The sequence below is a fragment of the Rhizobium sp. PDO1-076 genome, assembly GCF_000247475.1.
In the GTDB taxonomy this organism is placed as follows: domain Bacteria; phylum Pseudomonadota; class Alphaproteobacteria; order Rhizobiales; family Rhizobiaceae; genus Allorhizobium.
Map to the genome: position 1 here is coordinate 22,404 of NZ_AHZC01000277.1, position 17,760 is coordinate 40,163.

Here is a 17,760-nt window from a genome sequence, read left to right on the forward strand (position 1 = left end):
GTTCACTCCGATTCCTGGCGTTTGGCCGACTGTAGCGGCTCGCGAAACCGAGGGGAATGGTGCGCAGGCGTCAGTCGATGATCTCGACGGTAAATGCAAAGCGCTTGCTGTCACCGGCCGCCAGCGCCACCGTGAACGGGCGCTCGACCAGTTCGGCCGTGCCACCGGCATGGGCTGCCATGCCGTGCCATGGTTCGACGCAGAGGAAGGGCGCGCCGGGCTTTTGCCAGAGCGCGATATTGGGCAGGTTGTCGAAGGTGAAATGCAGGGCAGGGCCACCTTCCGCCGCAAAAGTCAGGCCGGTGCCGGCACCTTCCGGGAAGATCAGGGCGTCGTTGTCGAACAGCGCATGTTGGAGCTCCAGCCTGCCTGCCTTGAACGGGGACGTGTCGAGCGTCTTGCCGATCAGGCCGCCTTCCAGCTGGATGACCGGCGGTTCGGCACTATTGTCGAGGACGACCGAATGCGGTTTTCCGTCGGCGCCCGGCAGGGGCCAGAGGAAGGCGGGATGGAAACCGATGGCAAAGGGAAGTGGCGTGTCGCCCGTGTTGTGCACTGTCGCGGTGACACAGAGGCTGCGGGCCTCCAGCCGATGCTCAAGCGTCAGGCGGAAATCGAAAGGGTAGGCCTTTTTCGTTGCTTCGTTCGATATCAGTTCATGACGGCATGAACTGGCCGTGGTCTCGACCAAGGTGAATTCCAGTCGCCTGGCAATGCCATGCTGGCCCATCGCATAGGTGCGGCCGCTGACAGCCAGGGTATCATTCGGAGCCTTGCCGACGATGGGGAAGAGGATCGGCGAGCGTCCGGTCCACCACGCGGCATCTCCGTTCCACAGCCAATTCCGGCCATCCTTGCTCGATAGCGACTGCATTTCGGCGCCGAGCGATGAAACGGCGACGGCCAGGTAGTCGTTTTCAATGTGGATTACGTCCGGCACAGGATTTCCTTCAGCTGGGAACACGCACTGAGACTAGCGCATCGATCTGCAAAGCGGAAATATTTTCCATAGGAGCCGCTGCATGAAATCAATGGCTTAATGCATTGCGCTTCCAGATGCATACATTTGAGCGCAGCGAACTTGGTCAAAGCAGCATGGCAGAGCGTCCATCGCGCGACCAACCGAGCGCGCGGCACCGTGCACCGAACGCTTTTTCGACGTTCGGTGCACGTGTCGAGATCTCAGAATGCTGCGATCACGAAGTAAAAGGTCGCCGAGATGATGGCTGCGGCTGGAAGCGTCAGGAACCAGGCGATGACGATGTTACCGGCCAGTCCCCAGCGGACCGCCGCCGTGCGCTTGGCAGCGCCAACGCCGATGATGGCGCCGGTGATCGTATGCGTTGTTGAGACCGGAATGCCGAGCCATGTCGCGCCAAACAGGGTCAGCGCTCCGCCGGTTTCGGCACAGAAGCCCTGCATTGGGTTCAGCTTTGTTATTTTCGACCCCATGGTGTGGACGATCTTCCAGCCGCCGAACAAGGTGCCGAGCGCCATGGCGGACTGACACGATATCACGACCCAGAACGGAACGTGGAATTCCGGCCCGAGATAACCTTGGCTGAACAGCAGCACGGCGATGATGCCCATCGTCTTTTGCGCGTCGTTACCGCCGTGGCCGAGCGAGTAGAGCGATGCGGAGATGAATTGCAGGACGCGGAAGGTCTTGTCGACGGCAAAGGGCGTCTGGCGGACAAAGATCCAGGCCACCGCCAGCATCAGAAACAGAGCCAGCAGGAAGCCGATCATCGGCGACAGGAAGATCGCACCGACCGTCTTCGACAGGCCGCTCCAGACGATGGAACTGAAGCCGGTCTTGGCTAGGCCGGCGCCGACGAGGCCGCCGATAAGGGCATGCGACGAGGACGACGGAATGCCGAAATGCCAGGTGATGATATTCCAGATGATCGCGCCCATCAGTGCGGCAAAGATCACTGCCGGCGAGACGATCTGCGGATCGATGATGCCCTTGCCCAAGGTCTCGGCAACATGCAGGCCGAAGAACAGGAAGGCGATGAAATTGAAGAAGGCTGCCCAGGCGACGGCATATTGCGGCCGCAGGACGCGTGTTGATACGATCGTGGCGATCGAGTTTGCCGCGTCATGCAGGCCGTTGAGGAAGTCGAAGAACAGTGCAATGCCGATCAGGGCGATCAGCAGCGGAAGGGCGAGCGTGGCATCCATCAGACGTTCTCGATCAAGATGCCACTGATTTCGTTGGCAACGTCCTCGAAGCGGTCGACCACCTTTTCCAGCTCGCCGTAGATCTCTGCGCCGATCATGTAGGCCATGGCATTGCCGGTGGCGCCATGGCGCCGGTACAGTTCCTTGAGGCCCTGATTGTACAATTCATCAGAATGCCCCTCGACCTTCGTTACCTGCTCGGCGATCGCAGTCAGGCGCTGGACGTTGGCGCCGAGCTTGTCGAGCAAAGGAATGGCTTCGGCGATCAGATGTGCGGCCTGGACGATGACCGTGCCCATTTCCTGCATGATCGGGTCGAAGCTTGTCTGTTCATAGAGGCGAACGGTTTTGACCGTCTTGTGCATCATGTCGATGGCATCGTCCATGGACTGGATCAGGTCCTTGATGTCACCTCGGTCAAACGGCGTAATGAAGCTGCGGCGTACAGCAAGCAGCACGTCCCGGGTGATGTCGTCGGCTTCATCCTCGAGTGCGATGATGCGGTCGCCGTTGCTTTCGATGTTCGTGCCGGCAAGCAATTCGCCCAGCGCTTCGGCTGCGCCGACCACAGTGCGGGCATGGGCCGCGAACATATCGAAGAAGCGGTCTTCGCGGGGGAGCATTTTACGAAACAGATTCAGCATAGGCCTCTCGGGGTTGTCACCGTGGGTGTCATAAAACTGTCATAAAAGACCGAGTGGCTGAAAGAAACCGTGGAAAGCGTGCAAATGCCCCGCTCACACGAGAGATCTGGGGATGAACATAAAAAAAGCGGCCGTTTCCGGCCGCTTTCTGTCTGTGGCATGACCTGCGGATTATTCCGCCGAAACGGTCTTGCCGCCTACCCACTTGTAGACGGAGAAGCTCTGCGAGGTCAGGTCGCCGGTTTCGCCATAGGTCAGCTTGCCGATGGCGGTGGCGATTTCCTCACCGGACTTCAGTGCGGTTGCTACTGCTTCCGCATCGTCGGCACTGCCAGCCCTGGCGATGCCGGCGGCAATGACTTCGACTGCTGCATAGGCGTTCAACGTGAAGGCCTCGGCCGGGATGCCCTTGGCGGTCAGGGCGGCGGCTGCAGCCTTGCTGTCTTCGTTTTTCAGGGCGTCAGCCGCATTGGTGTAGATCGTGCCTTCGGCCGCCGGGCCGCCGACATTGATGTATTCGTTGTTCGACAAGCCGTCGCCGGCGATCAGCTGTGCCTTGAGGCCGACATCCTGCATCTGGCGGACCAGCAGTCCGGCTTCCGGGTGATAGCCGCCGAAATAGATGACGTCGACATTTTCAGCCTTGAGGCGGGAGATCAGGGCACTGAAATCCTTGTCGCCTGCCGTCAGCGCGTCGTTGAAGACTTCGGTGATGCCGCCGGCATTGAGGGAGAGCTTGAAGGCGTCGGCGAGGCCCTTGCCGTACTGACCCTTGTCATTGAGGATCGCGATCTTCTTGTCCTTGAAATTGGCCAGGACATATTTCGCGGCCACTTCCGCCTGCTGGTCATCGCGGCCGCAGGTGCGCAATACGGTGGTGAGGCCACGGGCGGTCAGGTCGGGCGCAGTTGCCGTCGGGGTGACCATGAGCGTGCCGTTCTCTGCAAAAACGCTGGAGGCGGGGACAGCGACGCCGGACGTGACCGGACCAACGACAAAACGAATGTCTTCGCCGATCAGCTGGTTTGCCGCCGAAACGCCCTGCTTCGGTTCACCGGCATCGTCAGCAACCTTCAGGATGAGCTGTTCGCCGTTGACGCCGCCCTTCTTGTTAATTTCCTCGATCGCGGTCTCGGTGCCGTTCTTGATCTGGGCGCCGATGGCGGCGAGCGGGCCGGTGAGTGGCGCCATCAGGCCGATGGTGATGTCGGCGCGGGCCGCGGGTGCTGCTGCCAGAAGGGCGGCGAAAGCTGCGCCGGCGAGAAGTTGAAACTTCATGTCTGTCTCCTTGGGTGTGGCGTGCCGATCTACGTCGCTTTCGCGCCATTCGGGTTATTTTGTTTCGTCCCAGTGAGAACCGGTCTAGCGAAAAAACGCTCGGGACAAAAGCCCTGAAGCAACCAACGCCTGCCTCCGGCCCACTTCGCGAGACGCTGCGGTAGGTAGCAATGGCCTATCTCTGGCTATGATGGAGGGCTGGCGGGGTAACGCAAAAAGGCGAACGCGTTCAGCGTTCGCCGCATTGAACGAGAGAGCCGGTTACAAAATCGCGACACGCTCTCCGAACGGTGTGTCTTCATCGAAGTTCTGGGTGCCTATGCGTTCGCTTTCGCCGGACAGTCTCGGTGGTTGCTCCGCATCCTCGGTCTCTTTAAATGCGCCCAGGTGCTCGCTCCACTGACGGGCATGGCCGCGCTGCTCATCAGGCTCGACACCGCCATCCTGTTCCTTGCGACGGGCAAGCTCTTCGAGAGCTATCTTGTGTAGTTCCAGAAGGTCGTCACTGATCTTCGACTGTCGGGCGGCGACCCAGGCGTTTTCGGAGTCAGACCGAATACTCAAAGTCTGGCTGATCTGGGTCGGCACGGATTGGTCAGTTCTGGATATGCGAGTGACGGGGTCTACCACGGACTTCTCCCGATGGGATCTGTCCGCTGGCGTGTTGCCGATGACCTGATGTCAAAGACGAAACGACCTTGGACTGCTGGGCTTCAACAACCGAACCCGATGCTGTCATCCGCATCGAGAGCGGTCGTGTGGCTCTTACCTCTTGAAGATAAGGCGTCAGGCATCGCCGTGCAAGGCGGGACGCTCGCAATCACGTTTGGAGCCAGTGCCGTCGCACTATCGTTGGAACAAAAAAAGCGGCCGCTGGCGGCCGCTTTTTCAAACACGGCAAAAGCCGTGCTTCAGATGTTCTTCATCAGCACCTTGCGGAGCTTGTCGAACAGTTCGTCGATTTCGGCCTTGGTGATGATCAGCGGCGGCGAGAGCGCGATGATGTCGCCCGTCGTGCGGATCAGGAGACCATCATTGTAGGCCTGCAGGAAGGCATTGAAGGCGCGCTTGGTCGGCTCGCCGTCGATGGCTTTAAGCTCAATTGCGCCGATCAGGCCGATATTGCGGATGTCGATGACATTCGGGCAGTCGCGCAGCGAATGCAGCTGTTCCTCCCAGTAGGGGGCGAGCTCGTTGGCGCGGGTGAGGAGGCCTTCTTCCTTGTAGGTGTCGAGTGTGCCGAGCGCTGCCGCCGATGCAATCGGGTTACCGGAATAGGTATAGCCGTGGAAGAACTCGATCAGATGTTCCGGGCCGTTCATGAACGCGTCGTGGATTTCGCCGGTGACGAAGACCGCGCCCATCGGGATGACGCCGTTGGTCAGGCCCTTGGCCGTGGTGATGATGTCCGGCTTGACGTCGAAATACTGGGCGGCGAAGGGAGCACCGAGGCGGCCGAAACCGGTGATGACTTCATCGAAGATCAACAGGATGCCGTGCTTGGTGCAGATCTCGCGCAGGCGCTGCAAATAGCCCCTCGGCGGGATGAGCACACCGGTGGAGCCGGCCACCGGCTCGACGATGACGGCGGCGATGGTCGAGGCGTCGTGCAGGGTGACAATGCGTTCCAACTCGTCGGCGAGGTCGCCGCCATGCTCGGGCATGCCCTTAGAGAAGGCGTTCTTGGACGGAAGATGGGTGTGTGGCATGTGGTCGACGCCGGTCAGCAGCGTGCCGAACATCTTGCGGTTGGTGACGATGCCGCCCACCGAGATGCCACCGAAATTGACGCCGTGGTAACCGCGCTCACGGCCGATCAGGCGGGTGCGCGAGCCATGGCCTTTGACCCGCTGGTAGGCAAGCGCCACCTTCAGCGCGGTATCGACCGATTCGGAGCCGGAATTGGTGTAAAGGACATGATCCATGCCTTCAGGGGCGAGATCGACCAGCCGGTTGGCCAGTTCGAAGGCTTTCGGATGACCAAGCTGGAAAGCCGGGGCGTAGTCGAGTTCACCAGCCTGCTCGCGGATCGCCTCGGTGATCTTCGGGCGGCAGTGCCCGGCGTTTACGCACCAGAGGCCGGCGGTGCCATCAAGCACCCGGCGACCGTCATGAGTCGTGTAATACATATCCTTGGCGCCGACGAACATGCGCGGCTCCTTCTTGAACTGGCGGTTTGCCGTGAACGGCATCCAGAAGGCGCGCATATCGTTGGGCGTGGCATTGAGGCGGTTGGACATTCTGATCTCCATGGCGAAGTCTCGATGGGGCCATATCCCATCGGGCGAAGCGGGCGCCCTGATAATTTGATCGCGTGGTCAAATTATCAGGGCGTCAAGACGCGTCAAGGACCATCACAAAAGGTCATGGATGCTACCGGTTTTGGTTGCGCATTGGCTGTTGCGGGCTTGTGCCGCGAATGTCCCATGCCAATCTGGATGTGGCGATTGTTGACGGCCGGACAAAAACAAACCCCGGCAAAGGCATCAGCCTCGGTCGGGGTTTGTTCGTCTTACAATGACGCCGTTTTGCATACGCCGTCGAAATTTTCAGGCTGCCTTGATCCATTCGCTGCCTCAGCAGTTCCTCCCAAGCGCTATGGCATTGCGATCATGGCAGCGCTGTCATCAGGCGGCAGATTTGCTTGCAACCGGGCCGCAGTAGATGCTTTCGAGTGTCGAGAGGATCTTGATGACCGATTCCGATGTGCTCGAATAGTAGATGGTCTGCGCGTCGCGACGGGTCTTGACGAGCTTCTGGGCGCGCAGCTTCGAGAGATGCTGCGACAATGCGGACTGGCTCAGGCCAACCTGCGATGCCAGAACACCGACCGGAACCTCGCCTTCAACAAGGCTGCAGAGGATCATGAGACGCTTCGGATTGGCCATGGCGGACAGCAAACCGGCGGCAACAGTCGATTGTTCGGACAATGCTTTCGTTTTCATCTTTTTTAACTTTCCTTTTCGAGCGCCTTGGGGGAAGGGCAGTCGTTGAAAATCCGTCATTTGGCTTATCTGCGAACTCTATCAGTACCGATCAAATTGTATATGCCTAAATTTAAGGTACGGCGTATGCTGAATTAGGTAACTCTAAAAACAGTTGTTCTTGTGTTTCGACCGGAGCAGCAAATTCGTGCCTGACAAGCAAGTCTTTGTAAATAATATCAATTCCATGCGAATCAAAGCCGCAAAATGCCCATTTTCCCGGCGCTGCCTTGTGCAGTTCAGTGGCGATTTGGGAGGCTAGATTTGGGAAGCGCTCCCCTAAATCTAGTAGTGTCTTTTGCTCACTATCGAACAAATCTCCATTGGGTTTGCCAATGATAAAATCATCTTCGCTCAGAATATAGGCACGTCCGAAGCCGCCGTTCAGGCTGGCGCTGCGCGGCACGAGGCGAAAGAAACGAAAATCGGGGAAATCAATGTAAAGTGCCGATTTAGGGTGGCGGGCGAGAAAGCGGGCGCGCAGCCGCATGTGGCTTTCACTGTCGCGCTCCACCGCTTCGGCCACGCATTGAACGCTCAGCCTTGCATAAGCAAGCGGGTCACCCTTGCCGGGTTCCCCGGTCAAGAGGGAGGCGCGGGGATCAGCCGACAGCGCCTTGGTGTGGGCCGACAGACCCGAGACGAGAATGATGGCTGCGCCGTCGATGTCGCTGCCGAGCAGGACCCGGCTGACGGACGGAAAACGGGTTTCGGGGTCGATCACGCCGATGGCGGCAAAACGCGCTCCGCGCAGCAAAATGCGCGCCTGACGGCGCGCATCATTGTCGGTTTCCCGAATCACCGATGGTTTGTCTGGCATCTTGTCCTCTTGCGCGCCGAATGTCCCCGAAAGGTCCCAAGAACGCGGCGCGGAAGGGGGTTATGCTCTTCGGCGATGTTTGGTCAGTCCACTCACCACATCCTGTGCGCTGATCGTGCCGATCACGGTGCCGTTGTCAACAACGCCGATCGTCCCAGGTTGACGCGCCAGCGCGTCGAGGATTTCGACCAGGGGTGTCTGCGGCTTGGCTGTTGCAGTGACTGCGGCCGCTCCGTCCGTGATACCCGAATGCATGACGTCGGCTGCGGTCAGCATGTTGATCGGGTTCATGTTCTGCACGAAGTCGGCAACATACTGGTCGGCCGGGTTCTGGACGATCTGCTGCGGTGTGCCGCACTGGATGATCCGGCCGCTCTCCATGATGGCGATGCGGTTGCCGATGCGGAAGGCTTCGTCCAGATCGTGGCTGACGAAGAGAATGGTCTTCTTCAGGCGTGACTGGAATTCCAGCAGTTCGTCCTGCAGGCGGGTTCGGATCAGCGGATCGAGTGCCGAAAACGGCTCGTCCATCAGCAAGATCGGTGCCCCGGTGGCGAAGGCGCGGGCAAGCCCGACGCGCTGTTGCATGCCGCCGGACAATTCGTTGACCTTGCGATCGGCCCATTTGGTCAGATTGACCAGTTCCAGCTGCTCGGCGACCATCGCCTTGCGTTCGGCATCGGGGACGCCGGCAAGTTCGAGCCCGAAGCCGACATTGTCGGCGACGGTGCGCCAGGGCAGCAAGGCAAACTGCTGGAAGACCATCGAGACCGTGTGCATGCGTAGATCGCGCAGCGATTTTGCCGAGGCCTTGTAGGGATCGACCTGTCCGGTCTCGGTGCGGACGCTGACATTGCCGCGGACGACCGGCGCAAGGCCGTTGACGGCGCGCAGAAGCGTCGATTTTCCGGATCCGGAAAGGCCCATCAGGACAAGGATCTCGCCCTCCTTGACCGCCAGGGATGCGCCAGCGACGCCAAGTACCAGGCCGGTTTCCGCACCGATTTCATCGCGGGTCTTGCCCTGGTCCACCAGGGCCAGCGCCTTGTGTGGCTGGTCGCCGAAGACAATGTCGACATTGCCGAAGATTACTGCGTCGGTCATGCGCCATCCTCTGCGTTTTCAGTTCTGAACATCCGGTCGAGGATGATGGCGAGGATGACGATGCACAAACCGGCCTCGAAGCCTCTGGCGATATTGACGGTGTTCAGCGCCCGTACGACAGGCACGCCGAGCCCGCTTGCACCAACGAGGGCGGCGATCACGACCATGGACAGGGAGAGCATGATCGTCTGGGTCAGGCCGGCCATGATCTGCGGCATGGCAAACGGCAGTTCGACCTTGCGCAGCACCTGGGTCGGTGTGGCACCGAAGGCCTGGGCCGCCTCGACCAGTGATGGCGGTGTGGAAATCACGCCGAGCCGTGTCAGGCGAATGGGGGCAGGGATAGCGAAGATCACCGTGGCGATCAGGCCCGGAACCATGCCGAGACCGAAGAGGATCAACGCGGGGATCAGGTAGACGAATGTCGGGATCGTCTGCATCAGGTCGAGCACGGGTCGCATGAAGGCATAGATCCAGGGACGGCGGGCGGCAGTGATGCCGAGCGGAACGCCGATCAGCATGCTGACGCCGGCTGACGCCAGCACCAGAGCCAGCGTTTCCGTCGTCTCTTTCCAGTAACCCTGGTTGTAGATCAGCAGCAGACCAAGACAGGTGAACGCGGCAATGCCGATCGAACGCCTGAGAAACCAGGAAAAGGCGGTAAACAGGAAGATGAGCGCAAAGGCGTTCGGCCATTGCAGCACGAACAGAAGCGCGTCGATCGCGGCGGACAAAACGGTGGAAAGCCAGTCGAAAAACCAGTCGGCATTTGCCGTCAGCCAGTCGACGAAGTCTTTCGCCCAGTTGCCCAGTCGCAATTTACCGCTGGAATCAATAAGCCATTCGGGGAGCCAATTCACGTGCTGACACCTGCCTGATCACATAACACTATGGGCGGAAATGAAAGCGGGCCGGAGTGACCGGCCCGCAGTTTCATCAGAGGCCGAGGGCTGCCTTGACAGCCGGCAGCGCTTCGCCACCGTCGCGCGTGGTGACGCCAGCGAGCCAAGGCTCGACCGCGGCACCGTTTGCCTTCAGCCAGGTGGTTGCGGCGACCTGCGGATCCTCACCATCGTTGAGGATCTTGCCCATGATCTCGTTTTCCATGTCGAGCGAGAATTTCAGGTTCGAGACGAACTTGCCGACATTCGGGCACTCGGTGACAAAGCCGGCGCGGGTGTTGGTGTAGACGGTCGCGCCGCCGAAGTTCGGGCCGAAGGTGCTGTCGCCGCCGGTCAGATAGGTCAGTTCGAAGGAGGAGTTCATCGGATGCGGAGCCCAGCCGAGGAAGACGACCGGTTCGCCGGCCTTTTCGGCGCGAGCGACCTGCGCCAGCATGCCCTGCTCGGAGGATTCGACTACTTCGAGGCCGCCCATGCCCATTTCATTCTTTTCGATCAGGGTCATGACCAGACGGTTGCCGTCATTGCCGGGCTCGATACCGTAGATCTTGCCGTCCAGCGCATCCTTGTGCTTGCCGATGTCGGAGAAATCCTTGATGCCGAGTGCGGCGCCCTTGGCATTGGTGGCGAGCGTGTATTTTGCGCCTTCCAGGTTTGCGCCGAGCGATTCAACCGACTTGTCGTCGAGGTAGGGCTTCACGTCCTTTTCCTGAGCCGGCATCCAGTTGCCGAGGAAGACATCGATGTCCTTGTTCTTCAGCGACTGATAGGTGACCGGAACGGAGAGAACGGTGATTTCCGGCTCGTAGCCGATGGCTTTCAGAACGACGGCCGCCGTTGCCGTGGTCGCGGTGATGTCGGTCCAGCCAACGTCGGAAAAGCGAACCTTTGTACAGCTATCCGGATCAGCGGCATTGGCCGGCGCCAGACCGAAAGCCATGACGGATACGGTTGCGGCAAGAGCGGTACGATAGAAATTGAGTTTGGTCATGATCAGGCTCCCGTTTTTTATTAAGTTCCCAAGTCAACAGTTATTAAACCACAATTGCAAGCGGGCCCGTTGCGTTTGCGGCGCAGTGCCCTCCCTGTTTGCGACGCCAAAGGGTTTTCTTTGCCGAGGCATTTCAGCCATCTCCGCCGTCCGGTAAAAAACATCCGCTTCCTCGATTGCGATCAAGGTCGTTTCGGCGTTTCAATGGTGCGTCACTCGGGCCGTTCGCATGCGGTCGGTGGCAATCCTATCTAAGTCCATGAGGCCAATCGAAGTCCATGAAGGAAGAGTTCCTATGAAGACCGTTTCCATTTTGATGTTGAGTGCTGTTCTTGCCGCGCCCATTTCTGCCGTGGCCGATGGCGATCCCGTTGCCGGCGCAAAGGCCTTCAAGGCCTGTCAGGCCTGTCACACCGCGACGGAGGCGAAAAACAAGGTCGGGCCAAGCCTTGTGGGCATTGTCGGACACCCTGTCGGCACAGTGTCGGGGTTCAAATATTCCAAGGCGATGATCGATTTCGGTGCGGGAAAGGTCTGGGATGAGCCTTTGCTGGCGGAATATCTGAAGGCGCCCAAGGCCCTGATCAAGGGGACCAAAATGGCGTTTGCCGGGGTCAAGGCCGATGAGGATGTTGCCAATATTATTGCCTATCTGAAGGATCCCGCCGCCGCCGGGCCGTAAGGACCGCTCCGGCCGCTTGCGATCTCGGCCGCTGCGTTGCCGTCCCGTTTTGTGCTCTCGCCCCTTGTCCTGTGCGGGCGGCCATCCATATGCAGTGGGCTACAGGCAAAGAGCTGCTTCCAGGTGGAAACTTTAGCGGATGTGCAGTGCGATGCTTCCGCAACCTGTGAATTGCGTTATGGTCGCGAAATATCGGGACGGCACAGGCCGTCGGGGTCGAAAAGGGAGACGACATGGCTACGTTGCAATCGTTTGACAGCGAGATCGAGAAAACCCGCGCGATTGTCGCCGAAATGCGCGGCAAGATCGACCAGTCAGGGGCGCTACTCGACAGCTTCGCCAAAAGCGATGCCAAGATCTCCGATCAGAATTTCGACATCGAGAATGCCCGTATCGAGGACGTGATCAAGCAGCAGAAGACCATGGAGGCGAATATCGCCGACCTGATCATCGGGCTTGAGGACGCGACCAATGTCTTCGGCAGCGAATTCGAGAGCATGAAGAGTTTCACTGGCGTCGAGAAATTCATCGGCATCTTCTCGCGCCAGCGTTCGCAGCGCATGCGGACCGAACGGGTGCGCAACATGTCGCTGGCCGGCAATCTGCAGGACCTACTGTCAAAGTCGGATAGTATTGTCGGCATCCTGAAAGAGCAGCGGGCGGTGCTCGATACGCGCTACAAGAGTTCCGAGGCGAGCCTGATCGAAGTGATCGAGCGCCGCAAGGTAACGATCGACAACCTGGAAACGACGCAGAAGCGCATCGAGACACTTAATCCGATGTTGCTCGATATCGAAAACAAGATCGCTGCCTCGACCGAGCAGTCGCAGCGAACCGATCTGGACGCGGAGCGCTCGAAGCTTGCCACCGAATACAACCAGGCGCAGGCGCGGGAGCAGGAATTGCTGGCCGAAAGCCAGACGCTTGAACGCTACACGTCGATGTTCCAGACCTTCGTCGATTCGCTCAATAACCAGATCGCGGCGCAGAACACGCTGATCAACAAGCTGACCATCGATACCGAACAGCGCATCGTGCTCTACAAGGCGCTGGAGGATTCGTTGAAGACCGCCGCCCAGCAGGAGGTCGCGCACCGGATCAACACGCTCGGCAGTCAGGTTGATACGGCGGCGGAAGAGACAATGGCCGGGATCGGCGCTGCCGCGCAGCGCCATATCGGCGATCTGCTGGAGCTGCATGAAAAGAACATGCTGTCGACTCAGGACATCCAGCGCCGCAAGAAACTGGCCGACGACGCGTTCGCACGGCGGTTCCAGAGCGTGCTCGACAAGCACAATTCGGCCAACTACGTGAAACCCTGATGCCTGCGGTTTCGGTCTCTGGTGCCCGCGGGCGGGCGTGCCTTGCAGTAATGCTTGAGGCACGCCGATGAACGACGCGGCAAGCAACACGGCGGTTGCGCAGTATTTTTCCACCATGGCGGCGGCGCTTGGCGGGCTGGATATCCATTTCGGCAATCCCGACGCGAGGCTGGCCGGCAAGGGACCTTCCGCGTCGGTGCTGCTGCCCTATGTCGACCGCCTGCGCAATTCGTTTGCCTGCTGGCAGAACCGCATCGGCTTTACCGAGCAATTCCGTGTGTCTCGGGCTGAAAGCGGATTTCCGGCTTTCCAGAATGTGCTGGAACTGGAAAATGACCGGGCCGGGGCGGACAAGCGGCTGGCGAGCATTCCGGCGGCGCGGTCGCTGCGCGAGGAGATGGTCGATTTCATCCTGCGGCAGAAGGAGTTTCCAACCGCATTGCAGACGCAGATTGCCGAGCGGCTTTATCTCGAGCAGATCGGCAAGGGGGAAATCTTCTCGCCGCTTGTCCTGCCGGAGACGATCGGCGTCACCGGCAATGCGACAAGCCGCAGGCCGAGCTATCTGGTCACCTGGGCAGCCTTTGACGGCACCACTACTTTGCCGATGGTCTATGTGGCAACGATCGAGGATTCGTCCGACAATGTCGTCAAGTTGCTGGTGACAGACGAGGGCGGGCTGAACGGTGACATGGACATTCCGCTGCCGGTGGGCGGGCTGCTCAACCCCGAGCTTGCACGTCTGTTCGATGAATTTGTCAGCCGCAACTCCGCCTATTCCCTGACGCCGGCGACCATTGCGACCAATATGGACCGGGATTTTCCGACGCTGCATCCGAAATCGCTGCGGCGCATCGTTCTCGGCCCCTTCTATTCCTCTGGGATTACGGAGAATGCCGGGCGGGTCAACGAGATCCTGTCCAGGGTTCGCAAGCCGGAAAACGCCTGGGTGATGACCTGGACGGAGCAGGAGGTGTTTTCGAAGCGTGAGCAGCCGGCGCAGAAGGGTTTTTTCTCGTCGGCGCCTGCCGTTCAGGAATTCCACATCGAAACGCATGACCTGGAAGCGGCGCGCATGGGCGTTTCTTTCTACGAGAAACATGCACTGGTGCCGCATGATGCCTATCAGGCACTTTATGCTTCCGGTGAGGCGAAGGAAATTTTCGGGAATTTCAAGGTGCATGTGATTTCCGGCAACCAGATTGTGAGCGAGGTCTGAGAGATGAGCGAATTGAGCGCCGGCCTGACCACGCTGCATGAGGCCAATATCGCCAGGCATCTGATCGTCGCGCAGGGACTGATCACCCGCGTGATCGTGCTGGATGCCGGGGAGGGGGCATCCTCGGCGCCGATCGCCGGTACCAACCGGCGCTTCGTCTCGACGGTTTCCACCGGTTCGGTGCGGCGGACCCGCGAGGTCGAACTGGCCAAGACCATTCAGGCGGCAGGCAGCGATCCGCTTCTGACGCCGGCGCAACATACGGTTCTCTACCGCGTCCGGCGCGGGGCGCAGATTGCGCTGGCGATTGCCGATGTCTTTGCCCGACAGACCGAACTGGAAAGCCTGCAGGCGCGCAATCTGACGGCGCCGCTACAGGGCGAGGATGCGGCACGCTTCAAGGCGCTGCTGTCGTCCTCGGCCTATGTCGCCACATTCGCTTTTGCCGCTTATCTGCTGTCGACGGTTTCCGGCGAGAGTGCGGAAGCAAACGGCATGCGCGAGCCGGATTTTCTCTTCGATACGGCGCAGGACGGCCTGAAAAGCATGGTCGCGGGGCTTGATGCCGTGCTGACCGGCGCGGGTGACGATGCGACGGTGATCGGCCGTTGCCGCGCTTTCGCGCAGGTGGCCCTTGATGGGCTCCTCTCACGCAAGGCGCGGTTCGAACATCTTGGCATATTCGAGACCAGCCATATCCGCGTCGATCAGGACGACTTCACGCTGGACGGTTTTGATGCGGCACCGGGGCCGAAACGCAAACCTCTGTCCATGACCTTCAAGAAGCCGGAAGAGATCATCGGCAACCACATCGCCAAATATCAGGCGCTGAAGCTTGCCAAGATGCTGATGGCCTACGATTTCGACCGGCAGATGAACCCGTTTGTCGAACTCGGCGGCTTCCTATTTACCTTCATCGGCGACGGCATGCCGGGAACCGGCAAGACGATCCTGATCCAGATGCTGGCCGGTATGCTGAACGACTACTGCCAGGTGGCGGGTTATACCTTTCACTACGAGAATTTCGGTGTCGACCAGATCTCGTCCTACCAGGGCAAGTCGGGGCAAAATGCCAAGAGCTTCGTCAACAATGTGCTGAACCCGCGTGTCATCGGCTTCGGCACGGTCGACGATGTCGATCAGGTGACCGCCAAGCGCTCGGATGACCGGGCATCGTCCGGCCAGCATGAGGTGACGGCAGTGCTGATGGAGAGCTTTGCCGGTGCCTCGACGGTCGTGCGGGGCAATTCCACCTTCGGCATGTTCTCAAACTATCCGGAAAATGTCGACGATGCGCTGCGCCAGCGCGCCGGTGCCCGCTGGCTGGTCGACGGACCGCAGTCGCGGGAGGATTACATCGACATATTCTCGCTGCTGATCGGGAAGAACCATGACATCGCGCTTGGCGAGCACGCGTTGTTTGCCGGCCAGGAGATCACCAAGGCGGTGTCGCGGTCCTATGGCGAGCACGACCGGCCGAAGGAGGACGGGTTGGTCGCGGTCTGGGAACGTTATGAGAAGGCGCATGGCCGGATTGTTACGCTTGCCGATGTCGGTGCCTATCTGCACGAGATCAAGCTTGCCGAACCCCGCTTTACCGGGCGGGCGATCAAGAACATCACGGACGCTGTGAAGATGCGGGCGATGGATGTTGAACTGCCGGATGACTGGTTCGTTGCTCCCGCCGCGTTCATGCACAAGCCGTATGACGAGAAGAAAGCGATGATCGCCGAGCTGCGTGGCCCAGTGACCATGGAAATGATCTGCCAAGAGATCAATCGTTACGCCGACAGCGAATTCCGCTATGCCGACAAGTCGGACGAGGCGGCGGTCAACGAGATCGTGCGGCGCGAAAGGCAGCGGGAGCGGGCAATCGGCGAGATCGAGACGATGAAGCGGGAAGGGCGCTGGGATACATGAACCGCCTGCTCGAAGCTGAACTGATCTATGGTCGTTTGCTGCCGATTACTGAGCCGCATCTGATCGCGCGTTACAACAAGGCGCTGTCCGGCTTCGGGTTGCCGGAAACCAAACTGAGCGAATTCGACATCGACATAACGGGGTTTTCGCCGCAGGTCGCTGCCGAACTCAATGATCCCGACTATCTTGATCCGGGCAAGGTCAATCGGCGGTTCATCATCATGACACCGGAGCAGGACAGCCTGCCGGTGGTGCATACCAGCTTTTCCAATACCGCCGGTCTGATGCATGAATTCTATGCCGCCAATGCCAAGGCGATCAATGCGGTTACGATCCGCGATGCGATCTATGGGGAGATCGAAGACAGCGTTACGGAAGTGCGCACGCTCGAAGACCTGCTGTTGATCAACGAAGTGCGTTTTCGGGTGATGTCGGCCGAGGATCTGCTCGGCAAGGCCGGCGAATTGCGCCAGCTGTGCGACCAGTTGACCACGAGCAACGATGCCTGGCGTGATGACTCGTTGCTCAATCGTATGGTGGACCTGGCCAAGCAGACCGGCGACATCCGGCAGAACGTGCTGGTGCCGGATAAGGTGATTTTCCGCCACGATGCCTTCTGGGCCAATCATTTCGGCGGGGTCTTCGTGTTTGTCGATGACAAGATCACCACGGTGATCTGCGATCCGTCGGCGCCGGGCTTTCGCCGCTCCCGGCCATGGCAGGTGAGCTATATCCCGATCACCGACAAGGCGCAGATCTTCGATTTTCTGGCCAAGAGCGGACGGATCGAACTGCCACGCGCAAGCTGGGTGGACGCATCCGGGCTTCTGGCGCATCGGGCCGAGATGGCGGTCCTTTCTGTCGCTGCCGGTCAGTCTCCGGTGCCGGATCTTTCCCGCATCGATCCGGTCTGGCTGCAGACCTTCCTGCATCGCAATGCCCGGGCCGTTGCAGAGGACGGCGTCTATCCCCTGCTGCAGGAGGCTCTGAGAAGCCTTGCCAGGAGCGGCAGTCTGCGCATGGCGGACGTGGCCCCCGAACACCGGCTGTGGCTGGTCCGGGCCGATCCGGCCCATGCAGACCAATGGCTGACCAACCGACTGATTTCGCGGCTGACGCCAGCCGATTTCGTCTCCCGTTTTGTCTTCGACAAGCAGGGCTTCTACCAGGCCTATGACGGTTTTTCCGATGGCTTGCGCGAATACGTTGTATCAAGGCTGACAGAGACCTATCTGCGAGACAAAGCGGCCTTTCGAAAACGCCTTTACGGCATAGGAGACGACAACAATGCTTGATCCGATCATCGCGTTCTTTCAGCGCGTCTTCGCCGCCATCGGTCGCGGAATCGGGATTGCGATCGCCGGATTGTTGTGGCCATTTCTGGCAGCGCATGGCTGGTATCAGCGCCGGAGCTGGCTTGTTCGCGGGCCGGTGCTGGCAATTGTCCTGCTGCTCATCGTCTTCTACGGACTTTTGATCTGGCGTACCCAAGTCTGGTATGGCTTCGACCCCGGCTTCGTGCAGGCCTACAAACTCGAAGAGCGCACCGTTGCGGCAGGCGTGGCGCTGCCCGACCAGCCGAACCGTTGCCAGAATTCGTCGCTGGTAACGATCGCTGCCGATCTGACCGACATGAACGTCAACCAGAATGTCTGGATTTCCTCGACGCTGCTCTACAAGACGGGACTGGTTCGGGGTGGACTGGGACAA

The 17,760-nt window shown here is 59.7% G+C and carries 16 protein-coding genes and 1 pseudogene; 6 read left to right on the top strand and 11 right to left on the bottom strand.

Annotated features, from left to right (window positions below; all coding sequences use genetic code 11):
• Window positions 1–70: 70 nt before the first annotated feature.
• The 11 genes from PDO_RS14970 to PDO_RS15020 form a co-directional block, all read right to left on the bottom strand.
• On the bottom strand, window positions 71–940 hold the full coding sequence (locus PDO_RS14970) for an aldose 1-epimerase family protein (RefSeq protein ID WP_007603356.1): 870 nt from the start codon (window positions 938–940) through the stop codon (window positions 71–73).
• 242 nt (window positions 941–1,182) lie between these two features.
• On the bottom strand, window positions 1,183–2,184 hold the full coding sequence (locus PDO_RS14975) for an inorganic phosphate transporter (protein ID WP_007603357.1): 1,002 nt from the start codon (window positions 2,182–2,184) through the stop codon (window positions 1,183–1,185).
• A complete protein-coding gene (locus tag PDO_RS14980) occupies window positions 2,184–2,828 on the bottom strand; it encodes a DUF47 domain-containing protein (protein ID WP_007603358.1) in 645 nt (214 codons plus the stop codon). Before PDO_RS14980 ends, PDO_RS14975 begins: the two co-directional genes overlap by 1 nt.
• A 171-nt stretch (window positions 2,829–2,999) precedes the next feature.
• The gene (locus tag PDO_RS14985) at window positions 3,000–4,106 is read right to left on the bottom strand and encodes a branched-chain amino acid ABC transporter substrate-binding protein (protein ID WP_007603359.1); all 1,107 of its coding nucleotides are present in this window, start codon (window positions 4,104–4,106) and stop codon (window positions 3,000–3,002) included.
• A 261-nt stretch (window positions 4,107–4,367) separates the two neighbouring features.
• Complete coding sequence (locus tag PDO_RS14990) at window positions 4,368–4,694, bottom strand: hypothetical protein (RefSeq protein WP_244426461.1); 327 nt, start codon at window positions 4,692–4,694, stop codon at window positions 4,368–4,370.
• Between the two features lie 323 nt (window positions 4,695–5,017).
• On the bottom strand, window positions 5,018–6,346 hold the full coding sequence (aptA, locus tag PDO_RS14995) for an omega-aminotransferase AptA (protein WP_007603361.1): 1,329 nt from the start codon (window positions 6,344–6,346) through the stop codon (window positions 5,018–5,020).
• 387 nt (window positions 6,347–6,733) lie between these two features.
• Window positions 6,734–7,051, bottom strand: a complete 318-nt coding sequence (locus PDO_RS15000; protein ID WP_007603362.1) for an ArsR/SmtB family transcription factor — start codon at window positions 7,049–7,051, stop codon at window positions 6,734–6,736.
• A 112-nt stretch (window positions 7,052–7,163) separates the two neighbouring features.
• Entirely contained in the window at window positions 7,164–7,910 is a 747-nt protein-coding gene (locus tag PDO_RS15005) for a HugZ family pyridoxamine 5'-phosphate oxidase (protein ID WP_007603363.1), read from the bottom strand.
• Between the two features lie 60 nt (window positions 7,911–7,970).
• Window positions 7,971–9,014, bottom strand: coding sequence for a choline ABC transporter ATP-binding protein (gene choV / locus PDO_RS15010; protein WP_007603369.1), 1,044 nt, complete (start codon window positions 9,012–9,014; stop codon window positions 7,971–7,973).
• Window positions 9,011–9,874 (bottom strand): choline ABC transporter permease subunit, encoded by an 864-nt coding sequence (choW, locus tag PDO_RS15015; protein ID WP_007603371.1) that lies wholly within the window; start codon window positions 9,872–9,874, stop codon window positions 9,011–9,013. The genes choV and choW overlap by 4 nt, the downstream gene beginning before the upstream one ends.
• Window positions 9,875–9,950: 76 nt before the next feature.
• On the bottom strand, window positions 9,951–10,856 hold the full coding sequence (locus PDO_RS15020; RefSeq protein WP_244426462.1) for a choline ABC transporter substrate-binding protein: 906 nt from the start codon (window positions 10,854–10,856) through the stop codon (window positions 9,951–9,953).
• Window positions 10,857–11,202: 346 nt separating this feature from the next.
• On the opposite strand from PDO_RS15020, the gene PDO_RS15025 reads away from it, so the two are divergent.
• From PDO_RS15025 to PDO_RS15050, 6 genes and pseudogenes are all read left to right on the top strand, one after another.
• A complete protein-coding gene (locus PDO_RS15025) occupies window positions 11,203–11,589 on the top strand; it encodes a c-type cytochrome (RefSeq protein WP_007603376.1) in 387 nt (128 codons plus the stop codon).
• Window positions 11,590–11,822: 233 nt separating this feature from the next.
• Entirely contained in the window at window positions 11,823–12,911 is a 1,089-nt protein-coding gene (locus tag PDO_RS15030; RefSeq protein WP_007603377.1) for a coiled-coil domain-containing protein, read from the top strand.
• 67 nt (window positions 12,912–12,978) lie between these two features.
• Complete coding sequence (locus PDO_RS15035) at window positions 12,979–14,130, top strand: hypothetical protein (RefSeq protein WP_007603379.1); 1,152 nt, start codon at window positions 12,979–12,981, stop codon at window positions 14,128–14,130.
• Window positions 14,131–14,133: 3 nt separating this feature from the next.
• Window positions 14,134–16,050: an AAA family ATPase gene (locus PDO_RS15040; RefSeq protein ID WP_007603380.1), complete on the top strand. Its 1,917-nt coding sequence runs from the start codon at window positions 14,134–14,136 to the stop codon at window positions 16,048–16,050.
• Entirely contained in the window at window positions 16,047–17,345 is a 1,299-nt protein-coding gene (locus PDO_RS15045; protein WP_007603381.1) for a DUF6638 family protein, read from the top strand. Before PDO_RS15040 ends, PDO_RS15045 begins: the two co-directional genes overlap by 4 nt.
• Window positions 17,338–17,760, top strand: a pseudogene (locus PDO_RS15050) (DUF2333 family protein); the annotation flags it as partial. The gene PDO_RS15045 and the pseudogene PDO_RS15050, both read left to right, overlap by 8 nt.

Bases quoted from the DNA above. Each gene is read 5' to 3' on its own strand.
- choV (WP_007603369.1), bottom strand. From the start codon at position 9,014: ATGACCGACGCAGTAATCTTCGGCAATGTCGACATTGTCTTCGGCGAC.
- aptA (WP_007603361.1), bottom strand. From the start codon at position 6,346: ATGTCCAACCGCCTCAATGCCACGCCCAACGATATGCGCGCCTTCTGG.
- PDO_RS15025 (WP_007603376.1), top strand. From the start codon at position 11,203: ATGAAGACCGTTTCCATTTTGATGTTGAGTGCTGTTCTTGCCGCGCCC.
- PDO_RS14975 (WP_007603357.1), bottom strand. From the start codon at position 2,184: ATGGATGCCACGCTCGCCCTTCCGCTGCTGATCGCCCTGATCGGCATT.
- PDO_RS15030 (WP_007603377.1), top strand. From the start codon at position 11,823: ATGGCTACGTTGCAATCGTTTGACAGCGAGATCGAGAAAACCCGCGCG.
- PDO_RS15000 (WP_007603362.1), bottom strand. From the start codon at position 7,051: ATGAAAACGAAAGCATTGTCCGAACAATCGACTGTTGCCGCCGGTTTG.
- PDO_RS15005 (WP_007603363.1), bottom strand. From the start codon at position 7,910: ATGCCAGACAAACCATCGGTGATTCGGGAAACCGACAATGATGCGCGC.
- PDO_RS15045 (WP_007603381.1), top strand. From the start codon at position 16,047: ATGAACCGCCTGCTCGAAGCTGAACTGATCTATGGTCGTTTGCTGCCG.
- PDO_RS15040 (WP_007603380.1), top strand. From the start codon at position 14,134: ATGAGCGAATTGAGCGCCGGCCTGACCACGCTGCATGAGGCCAATATC.
- PDO_RS14980 (WP_007603358.1), bottom strand. From the start codon at position 2,828: ATGCTGAATCTGTTTCGTAAAATGCTCCCCCGCGAAGACCGCTTCTTC.
- PDO_RS15035 (WP_007603379.1), top strand. From the start codon at position 12,979: ATGAACGACGCGGCAAGCAACACGGCGGTTGCGCAGTATTTTTCCACC.
- PDO_RS14985 (WP_007603359.1), bottom strand. From the start codon at position 4,106: ATGAAGTTTCAACTTCTCGCCGGCGCAGCTTTCGCCGCCCTTCTGGCA.
- PDO_RS15020 (WP_244426462.1), bottom strand. From the start codon at position 10,856: ATGGCTTTCGGTCTGGCGCCGGCCAATGCCGCTGATCCGGATAGCTGT.